Below are 17,485 nucleotides of genomic sequence, written 5' to 3'. Positions count from 1 at the left end.
GCGCATTCCTGCGCCTCGGATTCGCTTCTGCGCCCTCATTCCGGTCATTGAATCCAGCTCCACGTTTTACAAAAACGGCCCTTCGGCAAACAACCTTGTTTCCGTGTTGGGCGTATGGCAGCGGACGCTCGGAAATCCGTCTTTCCCCTCGGGCCTAAGTCTGAAGCCGCGGCGACACAATTCCTACTGATGGGAAATCGTATTACAGGTCGTCAGTTTCAATCCCTTCAAGAGCAACGCTTCCACATACAGCTGGTCTCTCGCGTCGCACTCTGGCTATGTCTTTGCCAAGGTCAGTGCAGCTTGGACTCCACCTTCAATGATCTCCGCCGCCCTCGATGGATCGGAAACAGCTCGCGCTATCTGGAGTGTGCCCACCATTAAGCTGAAGATCGCCATTGCGCGCTCGGATGGTGAGGACAATGGCGAGGCTGCAAGATACGACGCGAGCGCTTCGATGTAACGCGCCAATCCATCCTCATAAGCCTTCCGAGCCGACTCGGGTTGCCGCCCGATTTCAGGCAAGAGTGCGGCCGACGGGCAGCCATCTTCGCTACCTTGCAGATGGGCAACGTTCAAATAGTCGCGAATGACATCTTCAATTCCAAGGCTTGCGGTTCGGGCCTGCTCCAAATTTGCGAGCTGTTCATTCAGAGCGCTGACAACGGCCTCCTTCACGAGCGTCTCTTTTGAATCGAAATGCGGATAGAATGCCCCGTTTGTCAGGCCGGACTCCGACATGATTCCTGCCAGGCCCGATGCCGCCACACCTTCCCTGCGAAAACGCTTGGACGCGACGTCGATGATCCGACGTCGCGTGTTCTCCTTGTGACCCTTTTCAAAGCGCATCTATGAGTTCCGTAAATTGGTTAGGCCTCTGCATTACATTGTTCTCGCGTTTAAAGCAGCGGGTGCCGACAGGCTACGATGCTGCAGTTTCGAGCGCGGCTTGCAGATCCTTATCAAGATTTCTCGCGACTTCGTGGACTTCTGGGTCCCCGAACTGGCCGAAGGTGGAGATCGGCCGATCGTACTCAAATGCGACACCGTCGCTGTCCTCGCGAAGGAGCACGCGAATAGGTGCATAGAGGCCGGCAGAGATGCGGTGCCGGGTCATTTTTGTCGCGGTAAGCGGATTGCCGATGTCGTATTGTATCGCCTGACGCTGAAGACCGGCTACTTGAACCGCAGCGCCGTGATCTCGAAATCCGAAAATCGATAGCGGCGGGAGCGCCTCCAGTTCACGAAGCGCTCGGGTCGTTTCCCGATAACGAAGGAGCGTAAAGATCCCGTCGTCGATCCTGGGAAGCATGCTTTCCAAATTCGACTTAACGGCGTCGAAGACTTTGCTGGAGTGGATTGTAACGTGTTCTACTTCAATCTTCTGGATGTCGACTGATTTGCTTGCCATTCTCATGGTCCTTCTACGTTGGGCTTCGTGATCTGTTCGTCTTGTGCTGCTGGTCTTCAGAGAGACGAGATGGCGAGCGCCTCCACACGACGGGCGACTGACAGCAACCTGCGATCCCCGCCAAAGCGAGCATCGATTTCAAGGCCGATCGGAAGGCCGTTGCCCGCGTTGCCCATCGGGAGGCTGATCCCCGGAAGCCCGGCGCCACTTGCCGGGATGGTGTTCTTCGCCAAGGAAGCGAAGGTCACTTCCTGACCTGCGATCAGAAACTGGTTTTCCTTACCGATCTCGGGTGCGGTGCAAGGTGTCGTCGGGAGGAGAAACACCTCAGCCCCGCTTGTCGCAAATGCATCGCTGAATAAGCGCTGAAGTTTCGGCCGATCATTTGCCAATACGGCGTTATAGCCATCTTCAGAAAGCCATTTGGATCCACTTGGCAGAACATGGTGCTGCCACGCTTCCTTCAGACCCGGCTTGAGGTCCCGGTAAATTTCCTCGAAGGAGGTGGGAATACCGTTCTCTTTGAGAAACGCGGAAATCGCACCCATCGTCTCACGGAAGAAGATGCTCCAGGTTGTCGTGTCGGCAAGCGCTGAGAATTCCTCTCCGAAATCAGTTTCGACGATTTCGGCGCCGGCATCGCGTAGTCTGTGAATGACGTTTTTGAAACGTCCCTCGACCTCGGGATCGATGAGGTCGAGATATTGCTTGGGCGCATAGGCGAACTTCACGCCCTTCAGGTCACCCAATTCGGTGGCCATCGGTGCAGGATCCTTCGTGACGACCTGATCGATGAGCTCGCAGTCTTCGACAGTACGGGCGAACACGCCTGTCGTATCGAGAACGTGGGAAATCGGTGCGACACCAGTTCGCGGCCAACGCCCCGTCGTCGGCTTGAAACCGACGACACCGCATAACGACGCCGGCACCCGGATGGAACCGATGGTGTCACCTCCGAAAGCGGCGGGCACGATGCCAGCGGCGACGGCCGCCGCGGACCCGCTTGAGGACCCACCACTGACGCGATTAGGAGCGCGAGGATTTTTTACCTGGCCATACGGACTGTTGTCTCCCGTCAACCCGAAGGACATCTCGACAAGGTTGTTCTTTCCGAAAACGATCGCGCCGGCTTCCTTAATCGCGCTTACCACCTCGGCGTCCCGTGAGGGCACGTAATCTTTCAGATTGCTGACCCCAAGTGTCGTGCGCAGGCCGCTTGTCAAATAGCTGTCCTTGACACCTAGAGGAACGCCGAGCAGGGGGCCAGATACGCCAGCGGATCGGGCCTTGTCGGCTTCGCGGGCGGCAGTCAGTACAGCCTGTTCGTCGATCGTAATGAAAGCCTTGAGATCCGATTGCTTCCGGGCACGATCGAGAAGTGCTTCGGCGTATGACTCCGCCGCGAAGTCGCCGTCACTGATCGCGCGGGCAGCTTGTGCAACACCTATGGAGGCCAATCCATCGGCATCCCTGGTCTGGTCTGACGTAACTTCCTTGTGCATGGGAATCCTCACGTAACTTCAAGTGATAGGACGTCTCGCCAAGTCTTGAGCAAGGCCCCTATTCGGTTGCATTACGGTCATAATATTAACTTACGACCGTAATGCAATAGATATTTGTATGAACGGGCTTTGGACGGAATTCGACGCGCATAAAATGCTAGAGTTCGCGACGCGGAATCAATTTCGCGCAATCGCCGTCATCACCCCGCGCAATTCCGCGAGACCTTTGAGGCGTCTGACAAGAGGGTATCCGGGATGGGTTCCGCGGCCTCCGTCATTCACCAGTTCGTGTCCATGAGCCGGGCGGAGCGGATGCGCCAATCCGTTCTCCGCTGTCTTTGCGGCGCCCTGCTCGGCAAGCAGGGGTACGGGTGACCCTCGGCGCGCTCCTTAGCCGCCAGGAAGTTGCCGCATCGATGAGGTCAGATGATTGCGAGAGTAACCTTCGTCCCGCTGCTCCAGGGGGCTGTCGATACTACGCTGGAGCGCTCGGCGTGCTGCAGCATATATGTCGTCAGTTGCGGGTTCGCGGCGAGCGCGCGGCAGACCCTCAGAAACAGCCGGAGGGCGGCAAGCGTGGAGGTCAGCTGCGCATCGGCGAACGTGAAGTGGCCGGCAGCGAGATACCCTGTTTCACCCACTCGCGTGTGGAGTACCGTTAGCAATTCGTGCATCTTGAGGAGCGCCGCCTCTACAGCGCGAGGATCGACCGCGCCGTCCGCAGTCTCGGGAAACAGGCCCATGGATTCTGGTCGGCGGAAGCCAGGCACGTCGACTGCAGGAACCTGGTTCGGAGAAAAAAGCAGCCGTCACTGAATCCTTGCCGACCATCGCATCGTCTCACCATCGACGGGGTGTTCCCGGGCAATCCGACCAGGAGGCAAGATGCAGTTGATTACCGGCGCAGCAGGCTTGAACGGCTGAACGACAGTTGCGGAATTCGTACGCGCGGGGCTGCAGTTCGCGCTCTTGTTCGCAGCGCGACAGCGCGGTGCGGGCGGGGCTCAACCGCATGCCTGGCGTGGAAGTGGAAGGCGACATGATGAATGTTGCGATGGGCGGCGCAGGACTCGAGGGCGTCGAGCGCGTCGTCATGATCTCGTTGCATGCGCGCAAAGGTGGGAGCCGGTGTCATGAGGAATGACATGGACAAGGTGATCGAAGTAGATTTGAAGGTGACATGGTGGGCGCCAATGGGGAAGTCAGACGAGGGAGAGGTTCGATTCCTTTCAAGGTGAGCAAAAGTCCGCCCCGCCAATCATCAGCTGTAATGCCGTCATGCGGAAAAATATCCGAACCGGATAAAATCGTTCTCGAAAAACGTCTTCACCCCGCTCACAATCACGTCGACTGAAAGCAGGCATGGAGGATGCCAGCGGATTGGGGATCATCCGCGTTATCCATCAATTTCGGAGGAAAAAATGGGCACATTCGATTGGAAAAGGCTCTGGGCGTGGCTCGCGGAATGCGGCGCCGTTCACTGCACTTATGATGCGAGCGATATACGTCCGACGGCTAAGTCGTCCGCTGAGAAGCAAATGCTCCTCGGCAGACGCGGTTCAGGCTCTCGCTGATATCATCCCCAATTTCAAGGATCCTGGCCTGCGATTGGCGGCCGAGACCGCATCGGAGCGGCAGGATTGGACATAAGCCAGGGAAGGGCAACTATGTCGCAGCAGCTTACGGTGATTGCGCATCTGGTCACTTGGCCTGAGAAGGTCGACGAGGCAAAGACCGCGATGCTTTTGCTGATCGAGAAAACCCGCTCAGAAGATGGGTGTGTCGACTATGATCTGCATCAGGACAACGACAATCCCATGGAATTTACATTCTACGAGATCTGGAAAAATCGCCAGGCGTGGGAAGAGCACATGGAGATGCCCTACCTGAAAGAATTCGTCGCCCGTGGAGACGAGTTCTTCGAGATCGAGCCCAAAATTCGTTTCATGGCAATGATTTCCGGCAGGAGATAATTCGCAACGTCAAGCCACGAACTGCGGGAAGGCGCGATAGCTTAACGATCGCACTGCTGAGGGGCTCAGCTCATTCGACGGCATCATGATCCGTTCGAATCGGCGTGAGACGATCGGCTCTGTCCGGTGCTGGCGCCAGGCCCGTCGTGCCGCGTACGACCACATGCGGCGTGAGTAGAACGCGTTTCACCGGTTGACTATGATTGCTTATCAGGCTCATGAGCAGCTCGGCGCTTTCAAAGCCAAGATCGCGGCCAGCCGTATGCAGGCTCGTCAACGGCGGTGACAGCAAATCCATGAACCGAAGATCATTGATACCGGTAAGTGAAATCTGTTCCGGGCAGGCAATCCCTGCAGATTTCAGGGCGATCAGGCACCCGACCGCGAGAAGGTCGTTAAAGGCCAGGACTGCGGTGCTCTTCAGTCCCGCGGCCAGCATCTGCCGCATGATGCGCTCACCTTCCGCGACGTCATAGGCTCGCGCTTCGATCACATCAAATCGGCAACCGGCCGCTTTTTCCAGTCGGGCGCCGGCTTTGAAACCTGCAAGCCTGTTCTGTGCCGTTGATGCCGCCAATGGCGGGGTAATGTACACGACATCCCTGTGACCGAGCTCTAGCACGTGCTCCACTAACGCCTGGACACCTGCGGTATCGTCCATCGCCACCGACGAAATTAGGCTGTGCCGCGGATCGCGAAGGACCGCCACGGTCGGTATCCCCGATTTCAGGCACAGCTCGACCGACGGGTCGTTCAGCTCAAAACTCGCCACGATGAGACCGGCGACGTATTGGCCGCCCATGCGCTCGATGATCGAGACCAATTTGTCCGGTTTATAGTCTGAGCTTGCGACAAAGGTTATATACCCGTCGTTCGCAACACGCTCTTCGATCGATGCAATGATGGGCGCGAACAAAGGGTCGCTGAGACTCGGAACGACAAGGCCGATCGTGCCGGATTTCTGAGTGCGCAGACTTGAGGCCAGCGTATTGGGCCTGTAGCCGAGCTGCTGGGCGACCTTCTCGATTTTCTTTACGACCTTGCTCGAAATGCGATGACGGGACGTCGGGTTCAACGCACGCGAGGCAGTCGAAATATGCACGCCGGCGCTGTTTGCAACGTCGACGATCGTGACGCGAGAGCGCTTCTTCTGATCAGTGTCAGAGTTACCAGTCATATTCCCGTCCAATCATGTGCAAATGGTCCGTTATAAGCGCGCAAGGGTAGGTGATCAAACCTTTGCGCACAAGGCGGCGCACGTCGGGAAGTTGTCGATCGACCTCGCAATGGCATGCGCAAACAACTGGCTTCGCACGTTATCTCGATTTCGCCTGGCGGGTGGCTGAGGGCACCATCGCGGGCTGCATCGCAAATGCCCCACACGTCTTCAACCGGGCTTGCGATCGTAGCCGTGCAGGGATTTTGCCAGCGCTAATTTGTTTTCCGGTGCAATGATCCCCACCGGCTACAAGCTAATCACTTCTATTGAAAATGCAAACGGTTGCCCAAATTTTGTAGCGATACTTCCCAGCGTTATGAGGAAATTATCGAAAGAAACCTGCGGCTCCTCAAAAATGTAAGGTGTAATTGAGCAAACGTTTGCTCTTGACATGGATATTTGGGGACGGTATCGGTGCTGCAGGATCTGGCGGATTGATGAAACGCCAATGAGAGGCGGAGGAGACGCACAGTGGCTTGGGATGAGGCGCATGATTTGAAAATTGCGTTCGTCGGCACTGGCGCTCAAGGCGCATCGATTGGCGCTGATTTCGCATTGGCCGGGCTGGATGTAACGTTCATCGATCAGTGGCCGGAGCACGTCGCGGCAATGCGGGCACACGGAATAACGATCAACATGCCACGCCGGTCGATCAATGCAAACGTTCGCACATTGCATCTATGCCAAGTGGCGGAACTGCGCGAGCGCTTCGATATTGTTTTCCTGGTGGTCAAGGCATATGACACCCGGTGGACGTGCCAGCTGATAGAGCCGGTCGTGGCTACTGACGGCCTTGTCGTTGGCGTGCAGAACGGAATGACGCAGGACGCGATCGCGTCCGTAGTTGGCGAGGATCGCTGCGTTGGCGCCGTGTTCGACATGGCGTCGAACATGTTCACGCCCGGCGTGACCAATCGCCAGAACGACCACGACACCTCCTGGTTCGCGCTCGGCGCGCTCGATCCGGCAAATCAGGGTCGAGTAGAGAAAATTGCAGAACTGCTGCGCCACAGCGGCAGGGTTGAGGTCACAGACGACATCCGCTCGGCCAAATGGATGAAGCTGATCGTCAATGCTGCCCAGCTGGTGCCTTCGGCGATCCTGAACCTGCCGTTCGCCGAGGCGATGAAGGTTCCTGGCATAGCCGAGGTCATGCGGGCTGCCGGTTACGAGGCGATGCGCGCGGCGATTGCCGATGGCGCGAAGATGGTGCCGATCCTCGGCATGCAGCCGTCAAACGTCAACGACCCCGAGCGCTATGTCGACCAGATATTCGACGAGGTCCAGAAGACTTTCATGATGGCCGACACGCTGACGACAGTCCTGCAGGATTGGCGCAAGGGCCGTCGCGGGGAGGTTCTGGATCTCAACGGGCACGTCGTGCGGACCCTCGAAAAAGCGGGCCAGATGGCGCCGGTCAACAAGCGGGTTGTGGAAGCTGCCCGCGCAATCGAGGCAGGGAAACTGCCGCCCCAGCATTCGAACAGTTCGCTGCTCGTCGCGTGAGGCTCTGAAGTATTGCGTCAGTTCGCCGACGCGCAACCTGGGACGGTCCGCCGGCCGGGAGAGGTGTTCTCAAATCATGCGCCTGTAATCGCGCATACCACTGTCAGAAGGAGATGCCATATGAGTTGGGATAGAAGGGGCGGCCCGAGGATCGCTTTTCTCGGAACAGGCGCACAAGGTGCGTCCATTGGAGCCGATTTTGCTCTGGCCGGCCTTGATGTCACATTCATCGAGCAATGGCCCGATCATGTGAATGCTATTCGTGAGAATGGCATTACCGTCAACCTGCCGACCCGGACCATCAACGCCAAGGTTCCCGCACTGCATCTATGCCAGGTCGCCGAGGTCAAAGAGCCCTTCGACATCGTCTTTCTGGTGGTCAAAGCCTACGACACCAAGTGGGCGTGTCAGCTGATCGAGCCGGTCCTGGCGCCCGATGGTCTGGTCGTCGGCCTTCAGAACGGCATGACCCATGAGGACATTGCCGGCATCGTCGGTCGCGAGCGCACCATTGGCGCCGTCATCGAGATCGCCTCGAACATGTTCGTACCGGGTGTCACCAACCGCCAGAACGATCACGACGAATCCTGGTTTGCCCTTGGCGCGCTCGATCCGAAGACGCAGCCGCGCGTCGAAGCCGTAGCCGAACTGCTGCGCAACTCGGGCACCGTCGAGGTTACTGACGATATTCGCTCCGCCAAGTGGATGAAACTCGTGGTCAACGCGGCCGAGCTGATCCCCTCGGCGATCATCAACCTGCCACTGGCCGACGCCGCCCGCGCGCCCGGCATGCTCGAAATCATGCGCGCCGCCGGATATGAGGCGATGCAAGCAGCTCTGGCCGATGGCTCGAAGATCGTACCGATCATCGGCATGCCGCCGGTCACGACCAACCATCCCGAGCGCTATGTCGACCAGATCTTCGAGGAGGTTTTGAAGACATTTTCTCGCGAGGACACGCTGACCACGTCACTGCAGGACTGGCGCAAGGGCCGAAAGGCCGAGGTTCAGGAGGTCAATGGCTGGGTGGTCGACATCCTGCGCGCCCATGGGCGGACATCACCGATCAATCAACGCGTCATGGACGTCGCGTTCGACATTGAGGCCGGCAAACTCGAGGCGCACCCGGACAATTCGAAGCTTCTTATCGAAGCCTATGAGGCAGTGGCCGATCACCGCTGAGGACGCAGCCACCGGTGGACAGAGTTTAACAAGAGGAGGAGAATGACATGAGATCGCATCAAAAAGCTCGCATATCCGCGCGCTGGCTTCTGACGACAGTCGGCGCCTGGGCAATGGTGGCACTTTCGCTCGGCCACGCCGGGGCTGAAGAGGCCAAGGGCGGCAAGCTTATCATCGGCATCGACGAGACCGCTTCCGAATACTGGTCCGAATACATGCAGGGCGTAAAGGATATCGGTGACTCCCTCGGCAAGGAGCCGGTCGTTCTGACCAGCAACTACCAGGGGGACCAGCTGCTCGCCCAGCTCGGTGCTACCTACGCTACAGGCTGCAACCAGTGCGCACTCGCGACCGACCCTTCTTCAAACGCGTTCGTCAAGGCGGTCGTCAACCGCTCCGCCAAGGCAAAGGTCCATGTCGTCACGATCTGGAACCGGCCAGAAAACATCCACCCCTGGGATACCGATCCGAAGTACTGGGTCGCACACACATCCTTCGACGGTGTCATGTCGGGTTACTATCAGGGCATGGCGCTCTGCAAGGCGTTGAACGGCAAGGGAAAGATCGCCGCCATCCAGGGCGTCCCGTCGACGCCGCCGGCGTTTCAGCGCATCGCCGGATTAAAGAAGGCCCTCAAGGAATGCCCGGGGCTCGAGCTCGTCGACACGCAAGTGGGTGAGTGGCAGGAGACCAAGGCGCAGAACATCACCCGTACCTGGATGGCTCGCTATGGCGACCAGTTGCAGGGCATCTTCGCCTCCAACGACGCGATGGGCCGCGGCGCCGTCGCTGCGCTCAAGGAAAAGGGACTGAACGGCAAGGTTCTGGTGACCGGTTCCGACGGTTCGAATATCGGCCTGGAAATGGTCAAGAGCGGTGACATGCTTGCCACCGTCTGGAACGATCCGGTTCTGCAGGGCGCCGTTTCCATGTCGCTCGCCTATGCCGCCGCCATCGGTGACATCGATCCGGAAAAGCTCACGCATGCCCAGCGCGACTTCTACATCAAGCAGGATGTTGTCACCAAGGACAACGTCGACAAGTACCTGGAGATGAAGAAGAACGCGCCGAAATACACTTACGCCGACATCAAGAAGGACTTCTGGAAGGACTCGGCAGGTCAGATTCCAGAAGGCGCAAACGACAACAAGTAATTGGAGGATAGGTCGATGGAGGCCGCTACCAGAATGAGCTCCAGAACGGGCAGCCAGTCGTTGACGCTTCTTGGCGAACTTAAAACCAAGTTGCCACTGGCCCAGATCGCTGCACCGATCGCAGCGCTCATCGTGCTGTCCGTGGGCTTTCAGCTGATCAGCGGTAGCTTCTTCACCATCGACAACCTCAAATCTGTTGTGGAGGCAGCGGCGGTACCCGCAATACTCGCCGCTGCCATCAGCTTCGTCGTCATTATGGGCTCCATCGATCTTTCATTGGAAGGGATCATGGCGGCGACCAGTATGATCGTTGCCCTGCTCGTCGCAAACGGCGTCAACGGCAATGATTACGGCGTCATGGGATTGCTCATCGCGCTTGCGGCCGGCCTGGGATTCGGGCTCTTCAATGCCGTGCTGAATGCAGTCCTGAAGATGCCGTCGTTGATCGTGACGTTGGGCACCTGGTTTATCGGCTTGGGCATTGCAGCTTTGCTTTTCCCCGCCCGCGTGCCGCAGATCAACGATCCGTTCATTCTCGATCTGGCCAGGTTCCGGATCTTCGATATCAGCCTGGTGGTCTATATCGCCCTGGCGGTCATCGCGGTCAGCGAACTCATCCTGAATTTCGCGACCTTCGGCCGCATGATCTATGCGATCGGCGGCGATGAAGGATTGCTTCTGGCCTCCGGCCTGCGCGTCCGGCGCTTCAAGGTCATTGCTTTTGCCATTTGCGGCCTGCTGGCCGGCATGTGTGGCGTACTGCTCTCGGCGCAGCTCAGCACAGGCAATGCCAACATCGGCAGCGGCCTGTTGTTTCCCGCCATCAGCGCGGCGGTTCTGGGTGGAACCGTGTTGACGGGCGGGCGCGGCGGCGCCGTGCAGTCGGCGCTTGGAGCCCTGATCCTCGAAGTACTTAACAATGGCCTCATCCAGATCGGGGCAGGTCCATACACGCGCAACATCATCAGCGGCGCCGTCATCGTCGTCGCGGTTGCCGCAGGCGGCTGGCATCGCCGCCGGAAAATGAGGGTGGTGAAATGACCGGCTCGCTCGTTCTCAAAGGCATTCGCAAGACCTACGGCAATGTCGTGGCGATCGAGGGCCTGGATCTGGAAATCCCCAATGGGCAGGTTCTCGGCCTAATCGGCCAGAACGGCTCTGGAAAGTCGACCCTCCTGAAGATTCTGGCGGGCCTGACCCTGCCCGATCAGGGACAGCTGATCCTCGATGGCAGACCGATCGTGCTGGATTCAGCCCAGAGAGCCGGCAGCTACGGCATCGGGATGGTGCATCAGGAACAGTCGCTGATCCCCAACCTGACCGTCGCGGAAAACATTTTCCTCGACAAGCCGCACCCGGCCAAGCGAAACGGCCTCTATCGTTGGTCGGCCCTGAACAAGGCGGCTCGCGCGCAGCTTCACAAGATTTCGGTCGACCTGCCCACGCAGGCTCTGGTCGAGGACCTGCGCTTTGCCGAACGGCAGCAGGTCGAGTTTGCCAAGGTGCTGGCCATCGAGGAATTGATCGATCGGCCGCCGATCATCCTGTTCGACGAGCCGACATCGGTGCTGACGCCCGATGAAATCAAGCTGCTTTTCAAGCAGATAAACCGTCTCCGAGGCAATGCGACGATCGTTTTCGTCTCGCACCGTCTTGAGGAGGTGCTGGAAATCAGCGACCGCATCATCGTCATGACCGACGGCCGCAAGGTTGCGGAACGCAAGAGCGACGCCGTTGACCGTAGCGAACTCTATGAATTGATGATCGGCCGGCGGCGCGTCGTCGACGTCAGAACCGATCGCAAGCCGATCGATGCCCCGCCGGTCCTGAAGATCGACCGTCTCGGTTGTGGGTCACACTTCCGTAATGTCAGTTTCGACCTTCGCCCCGGTGAGATCCTCGGCATTGCCGGCGTTCTCGGATCCGGCGCCGAGGAGGTTTGCCGAGCCCTGTTCGGCGCAGAGAGCATCGAGACCGGTGCGATCGAGCTCGGTGGCAAGGCACTGACGCCCACGTCGCCGCGGGCAGCCGTCCGCTCCGGCATCGGATATCTCCCAGCGGATCGGCGAAGCGAGGGCATGTTGCCCAGCCGGTCGATCATGGAAAATGCTGTCCTGACCTTCGGTCTTGAATATGGTCTGCGTTCCCTCGTACTGCGTCGCTCCAAGGAGCGGCCGGCTGCACTCCACTGGATGCAGCGCCTGAAGGTCAAGATGGACACACCCTTCGCGCCGATCTCCAGCCTGAGCGGCGGCAATCAGCAAAAGACCGTGTTGGCAAAATGGTTGATGGCCAAGGAGCTGAAGGTCTTGCTCCTTGATCATCCGAGCAGAGGGCTCGATCCCGGCGCCAGAGACGACCTGTTTGACGTGATCCGCGAGCAGGCGCGCAAGGGCCTTGCGATCATCTTTGTCGGAGACACGATCTCCGAGCTTCTGGAACTCTCCGATCGCGTCGTCGTCATGCGCGATGGCGAAATCACGGCCCGCTTCGATCTGGCCGCTGAAGAGATGCCGAGGGAAGAGGAAATCGTCGCAGCCATGGTCTGACCGCCTTTTTGGATGGCGATCGCCCGAGCAACTCGAACAATAGCTATACGGACGGCAGGAACATGGGAACAGCGCTAGACAATTCCATTATCCGCACCCTGGGTGCCGATCGATCGACGGTCTGGAGAACTTTCGGACCATTGGGCGTGCTGATCGCACTGGTGGCTATTAGTGCCATCATAGCGCCCGGCGTCCTGGAACCGGATTCCCTGATCGGATTCCTTTCGGATGCAGCTCCGATCGTCGCCCTCGTCATCGGCGGCACTTTGCCGATATTGGCCGGGAGTATTGATCTTTCCGTTGCCGGCGTAGCCTCGCTGACCGGCGTTCTGGTCGTCGCGCTCAATCCGATCCTGGGTCCGTGGACATCCGTTGTCGTCGTTGTCATTGCGATGGTGTTCGGCGCCATACAGGGCTTTATCCATGCCTGGTTGCAACTACCGTCATTCATCGTCACGCTCGGCACGCTCAGCATGCTCTCCGGCCTGTCGCTTCTCCTGTCGAACGCAACCGCCGAGCCGGTGCCGGACAGCGACATCCTTGTGACCTATCTTGCAGGCAGCACCGGCGGCATCCCGAATAGCGTCATTGCGCTGATCCTCATCGTCGTGGTGTTAGGGCTCATGCTGCGTTACCTCCGCCTGGGGCGTGATATCTATGCGCTGGGCACCGGTGAAAAAACGGCGATGATGTCGGCCGTCAATGCAGTTGCGGTGCGAACGATCATCTTTGCCATATCTGCTGGATGCGCTGCGATTGCCGGTCTGTTCCTGGTCTCGATTACAACGTTCAGTTCACCGACGCTGGCGGGCAATCTGCTGCTGCTATCGATCGTCGGCGTCGTGCTTGGGGGCACCGCCATATCGGGTGGCGTGGGCGGATTGATGCCGGCTGTCGTGGGCGGGCTGATCACGTCCTGGCTGCGGATCCTGACCGTCATCGTCGGCGTGGCGCCGACCGCGCAAAATATCGTCTTCGGTCTGACGGCTCTGTTTGCCGTCGCACTGACGACTGATCGCAGCAAACTCGGGATCATCAAGTAGCGATTGGGCGGACAGGCAATGCGGCCGTTCAACGTTGCGATCAGTTGAGCTCATAGCCGGGTTCGGCGGGACGCGAGGACGGCGGCCGCAAATTCAAGGGAGAGCATCGTGAAGGACGGAAAACTTTGCATTCTAACGGGCGCAGCAGGGGAAGTCGGCCGCGCCACGGCCCGACGATTTGCCGAATCCGGCTGGTCGATCGTGCTCTGCGATCGGACCGACGACGTAAAGGCTCTGGCCGATACATTGTCGAGAGAGTTCATAGGCGAATATTTTGGCGTCCAGATGGACCTCACAAACGATGAAGAAATCGTTTCCGTCGCCAGACTGGCTGCCCAAACCGGGATCCCCTTGCGTTTCCTCGGGCTCATCGCCGCAATCAACCACGATGCCGTCGGCATCGAACACATGGACATGTCGGTTTGGGACAAAGTCCATAATGTGAATCTGCGGGCAAACGTGAAGTTCATCAGCGTCTGCGTGCCTTTGTTACGCAAATCAGGCAACGCATCCATTGCCACCGTCTCGAGTTTCTGGGGGAGGGAGGGGCATGCGTATTTCAGCCCTTACTGCGCGTCAAAGGCAGCATTGATTTCACTGACGCAGAGTGTGGCGGCGGAACTCGCGCCTGATATCAGGGTCAATTGTGTCGCACCGGGCAATATCAACACGCCGATGCACTTCAATGCGCTTGCCGTTGAAGCCGAGAAGAGAGGTATTTCAACAGACGAGATGCGCGCGATAGAGTGGAGCAAGATACCCATGGGTCGACCAGCCGAAACCGCAGAAATAGCAGCTGCCATCCATTTCCTATCAACAGACGATTCAAGCTACTTCATCGGCGCAACTCTCGACGTCAACGGCGGGTGCCGGTTGACGTAACCACACGCAGCTTGGCTTGACGGCATAAACCCCACCGAGGGCCATGCCAAAAGTGCGCAGCCGCGGTGGCGCGTTTGCTCAGGCTCCGATCATCCTTCAATGGCAATCATGCTGCTATGGGTGGGCGGCAGCGAGGTGTACCTGATTCCATCCGCCTTGCTACAGGTGTGAAATCAGGAAGCCAGGTTTTGTCTAAAGCACCTGGTGCCTGGCCCACTTTTTGTGCCTGGATTTCAAGCTGGACTCCACCAGCGCGGCCGCACTCTCGAGAGCGGCTCGTGGGGATTTTTTTCCAAGCAGAGCGTCATGGATCTCCGTACCAAGAACCTTCTCGATTGTGGTGTATTGGGGGATATTGGGACGCTGCCAGGTATGCAGCAGGTTCTTCTTGGCCAGTTGGTCGACAAACCGCACAATCGGCGAGCTTGCCGCCGCTTCCGGATCGGCGCTGACCGAAAAGCGTGGCGCCACCGGGAATCCGTTCTTCACATGCGCCTTCATCGCCTCGCGCGAGGCCATCCAGGCGATGGCGTCGGCGGCAAGCTCAACGCGTTCTTCGGGGAGGTTTGTCGGAATACAGAAGAGAAAGCCGCCTATTGGCGAAACCCTTGTGCCGCCCGGCCCCGACGGCTGGGGCAGGTACTCGACGCGGCGCTTTACGACAGATTGAACGTCATATTCGAAGCGGGCAGTGCGCATCGTCCAGAAATAGCCGAGGCTGGCGCGCCCTTTGAAGAATATCTCGAGCGTTTGGTCCCAGGCCATTTCGAGTATGTTGGGCGGCGATATCTCCAGCAGCCGCCGCATGAAGTCCAGAGCGGCAAAACCTGCGTCCGATACGATCGTACAGCTCAGTTCGTCCGGATCGACGCCATCCAACGTGAAGCCCGACCTGGTCTTCCTTAGCGAGATTGCCGGTTGACCGCATGCCCCCAGGAAGAAGAGAAAGCTCGACGCGATCGGCATGCCCCGCGCACCGTCCCAGACGGCCCCGAACATTCCATTCTCAGGTGCGTGAAACCGCCGACCGGCGGCAATCACCTCGTCGAACGTCTTTGGAAATGGCAGGTCGGCATCGCTGAAGAGATCCCTGCGGGCTGCCAGGATTTCGATGGTACAGTAGCCCGGCACACCGTAGTCCTTTCCTTCCCAGGTAGCGGTGGACCAGATGGACGGGTGAAAGTCGAGGGGATTGATGCCCGTCTTTTGAATGTAAGTATCGATGGGGCGGACGATGCCGCTCTCTGCGAATTCGCCGAGCCATGGCATGTTGAGGGCGATAACATCGTAGTCGGAGACCGGCTTGCTACCATTCTCGCGGGCACGCCGGTACAGTTCCGGCAGGGGGAGGAGATCGAAGTTCTTGCGGGATGCAAGGTTGTTGCGGAAATCCGCCCACATGTTGCGCATCGCTGAGAAGTAGTTGTCGTCGTTCAGCAGGAACCGCAATTCGATCTGCGACTCCGCCCTCTTCTGGACCAGGCGCATCGGGGGAATGATCTGGGATCCGAGCGGCGTTCCCCCGAAATAATACTCATCTTCCTCTTCTCCCACGCGCAGGCCAAGCGTTTGAGCAAGCAGCGACTTCGTCTTGCGCGCATAGGTCTGGAAGGAGCGCAGTAGACCGTCGCTCGGCTGCAGCGCGAAGCTCTTGCCCGTCGATCCCTTGGCGATGCGTTGGATGTAACCCGCCTCGATCATCCGGTTTATCAGCCGCATTGACGTAGCATAGGGCAGGCCCGATTCCTGGCCGAGCGTCGAGATGGAAACGGTTTGACTGAGGATATGCGACTTGATGAGATAGGTGACGATTCTCCACACCGCATCGTCGTCGGAGATCTCCACCACCTCTCTGAAGGGACGTCGCGTTTTTTCGAGAAAGTCGATCACGCGCAGCATCTCGTATTCGTTCACGTCGGCCTCCCCACCGTCGCGCATCCATTCAGAAAGAGTTTAAACAGGAAAACGCAAGATTGACGAGTGCACTCAGATTGCTGTGAGGTTTTGCGGCTTGTCTTCGCGTGGCGAAAGACCAGCCAGCCTCTCGGACTGTTCGAACAACACGAAGAAGTCCTTTTCAGAGAGCCCGTCCGCATAAGCGGCTTCGTACTGCTGCCGGATCATGGACGCCAGGTACATCGGAACATGGTCCGACTTCGCCGCACCGAGGATGAGGTCGAAATCCTTCATCATTTGCGAGACCGAGAAGGCCGGATCGAAGTTGCGGCTGACCAACAGGTCGCGCTTGTAAGCTATCAGCGGCGACGCTACGGCACTTTCGCAAATGACGCTCAGCATCGTCTCGACGGAAAGGTTGCCTTTCAGGCCGAGCGTCAACGCTTCGCCCAGCAGGGCGGCAGTTGCGCCGACCAACGCATTGAGAACGAGCTTCAAATAACGGGCCTCTTCTCCGTCGCCGAGATAAAATTGCTTCGAGGAAAAACACGCCAGCACCGGTTCGACCTTGCGATAGGCGCTGTCCGGTCCCGAAACCATCACCGAGAGATTCCCCGACGAGGCTGTCATCGTGCTACCGGATACCGGCGCGCGAAGATAGGCGATACCGCGGGCGCGGAGTGCTGCGCTCACCTCGGCGGAAATCTCGGGAGAGACGGTGCTCATTTCCATCAGGATCTGACCGGGCTTCATAACATCCGCCAGAGCGCCCTTCGACAGAACCAGATCGCGAAGAATGGCGTCGTTCGGAATTGTCAGCACCACGATATCGGATGCGGCTGCCAGGTCCTCCAGCGAATGAGCGACATTGGCGCCTTCCGCGACGATCGTTGCGCGATTTTCCGGTAATGGTTCGAATACCGATAGCGCGTAGCCGGCTTCCAGCACGCGTCGGCTCATGGGGGCCCCCATCTTGCCGATGCCTGCCCATCCAACCCTTAATGTTTCACCCATCTTAAACCTCCCTTCCTTGCCGGAAATTGCCCCGGCGTGAAGTCACCAATGCTGCTGTTGTCGAGGAGGTGCGTGCAAACACGCCGTTTTCCGCAGATGCAGAACGCGCGTCACTCCTCCCACAGGTTTAGTATGGCGAGGCAGAAATAGAATG

The 17,485-nt window shown here is 58.5% G+C and carries 16 protein-coding genes; 8 read left to right on the top strand and 8 right to left on the bottom strand.

Annotated elements, in window-relative coordinates:
- Positions 1-276: 276 nt before the first annotated feature.
- The 5 genes from HX898_RS24980 to HX898_RS24960 form a co-directional block, all read right to left on the bottom strand.
- On the bottom strand, positions 277-849 hold the full coding sequence (locus HX898_RS24980; protein ID WP_180196069.1) for a TetR/AcrR family transcriptional regulator: 573 nt from the start codon (positions 847-849) through the stop codon (positions 277-279).
- Positions 850-922: 73 nt separating this feature from the next.
- Positions 923-1,411, bottom strand: a complete 489-nt coding sequence (locus HX898_RS24975) for a DUF302 domain-containing protein (protein WP_180196068.1) — start codon at positions 1,409-1,411, stop codon at positions 923-925.
- Between the two features lie 56 nt (positions 1,412-1,467).
- On the bottom strand, positions 1,468-2,913 hold the full coding sequence (locus HX898_RS24970; protein ID WP_180196067.1) for an amidase family protein: 1,446 nt from the start codon (positions 2,911-2,913) through the stop codon (positions 1,468-1,470).
- Positions 2,914-3,090: 177 nt separating this feature from the next.
- Positions 3,091-3,276, bottom strand: coding sequence for a mannonate dehydratase (locus HX898_RS24965; protein WP_281411969.1), 186 nt, complete (start codon positions 3,274-3,276; stop codon positions 3,091-3,093).
- Between the two features lie 59 nt (positions 3,277-3,335).
- Positions 3,336-3,587, bottom strand: coding sequence for a glutathione S-transferase domain-containing protein (locus HX898_RS24960; RefSeq protein ID WP_180196066.1), 252 nt, complete (start codon positions 3,585-3,587; stop codon positions 3,336-3,338).
- Between the two features lie 993 nt (positions 3,588-4,580).
- Between HX898_RS24960 and HX898_RS24955 the strand changes: the two genes are divergently transcribed.
- Complete coding sequence (locus HX898_RS24955; RefSeq protein ID WP_180196065.1) at positions 4,581-4,886, top strand: putative quinol monooxygenase; 306 nt, start codon at positions 4,581-4,583, stop codon at positions 4,884-4,886.
- Positions 4,887-4,956: 70 nt separating this feature from the next.
- On the opposite strand, the gene HX898_RS24950 is transcribed toward HX898_RS24955, so the two are convergent.
- Positions 4,957-6,063: a LacI family DNA-binding transcriptional regulator gene (locus tag HX898_RS24950; protein WP_180196064.1), complete on the bottom strand. Its 1,107-nt coding sequence runs from the start codon at positions 6,061-6,063 to the stop codon at positions 4,957-4,959.
- A 513-nt stretch (positions 6,064-6,576) separates the two neighbouring features.
- Here HX898_RS24950 and HX898_RS24945 point away from each other — a divergent pair.
- From HX898_RS24945 to HX898_RS24915, 7 genes are all read left to right on the top strand, one after another.
- Positions 6,577-7,611, top strand: coding sequence for a 2-dehydropantoate 2-reductase (locus tag HX898_RS24945; protein ID WP_180196063.1), 1,035 nt, complete (start codon positions 6,577-6,579; stop codon positions 7,609-7,611).
- A 120-nt stretch (positions 7,612-7,731) separates the two neighbouring features.
- Complete coding sequence (locus HX898_RS24940; RefSeq protein ID WP_180196062.1) at positions 7,732-8,793, top strand: 2-dehydropantoate 2-reductase N-terminal domain-containing protein; 1,062 nt, start codon at positions 7,732-7,734, stop codon at positions 8,791-8,793.
- A gap of 47 nt (positions 8,794-8,840) precedes the next feature.
- A complete protein-coding gene (locus tag HX898_RS24935; RefSeq protein ID WP_245506073.1) occupies positions 8,841-9,947 on the top strand; it encodes a sugar ABC transporter substrate-binding protein in 1,107 nt (368 codons plus the stop codon).
- A gap of 15 nt (positions 9,948-9,962) precedes the next feature.
- On the top strand, positions 9,963-10,988 hold the full coding sequence (locus HX898_RS24930) for an ABC transporter permease (protein ID WP_210273232.1): 1,026 nt from the start codon (positions 9,963-9,965) through the stop codon (positions 10,986-10,988).
- Entirely contained in the window at positions 10,985-12,496 is a 1,512-nt protein-coding gene (locus HX898_RS24925; protein ID WP_180196060.1) for a sugar ABC transporter ATP-binding protein, read from the top strand. The genes HX898_RS24930 and HX898_RS24925 overlap by 4 nt, the downstream gene beginning before the upstream one ends.
- Before the next feature lie 146 nt (positions 12,497-12,642).
- A complete protein-coding gene (locus tag HX898_RS24920; protein ID WP_348649485.1) occupies positions 12,643-13,539 on the top strand; it encodes an ABC transporter permease in 897 nt (298 codons plus the stop codon).
- Positions 13,540-13,647: 108 nt separating this feature from the next.
- Positions 13,648-14,421 (top strand): SDR family oxidoreductase, encoded by a 774-nt coding sequence (locus HX898_RS24915; RefSeq protein WP_180196058.1) that lies wholly within the window; start codon positions 13,648-13,650, stop codon positions 14,419-14,421.
- 192 nt (positions 14,422-14,613) lie between these two features.
- On the opposite strand, the gene HX898_RS33345 is transcribed toward HX898_RS24915, so the two are convergent.
- Both HX898_RS33345 and HX898_RS24905 read right to left on the bottom strand, forming a co-directional pair.
- The gene (locus HX898_RS33345) at positions 14,614-16,335 is read right to left on the bottom strand and encodes an extracellular solute-binding protein (RefSeq protein ID WP_173863041.1); all 1,722 of its coding nucleotides are present in this window, start codon (positions 16,333-16,335) and stop codon (positions 14,614-14,616) included.
- Positions 16,336-16,407: 72 nt separating this feature from the next.
- Positions 16,408-17,331, bottom strand: a complete 924-nt coding sequence (locus HX898_RS24905; protein ID WP_281411967.1) for an NAD(P)-dependent oxidoreductase — start codon at positions 17,329-17,331, stop codon at positions 16,408-16,410.
- Positions 17,332-17,485 lie beyond the last annotated feature (154 nt).

The organism is Rhizobium sp. WYCCWR 11128 (assembly GCF_013416305.1).
Classification (GTDB): domain Bacteria; phylum Pseudomonadota; class Alphaproteobacteria; order Rhizobiales; family Rhizobiaceae; genus Rhizobium; species Rhizobium indicum.
This window is presented reverse-complemented; position numbering and strand designations above follow the sequence as displayed.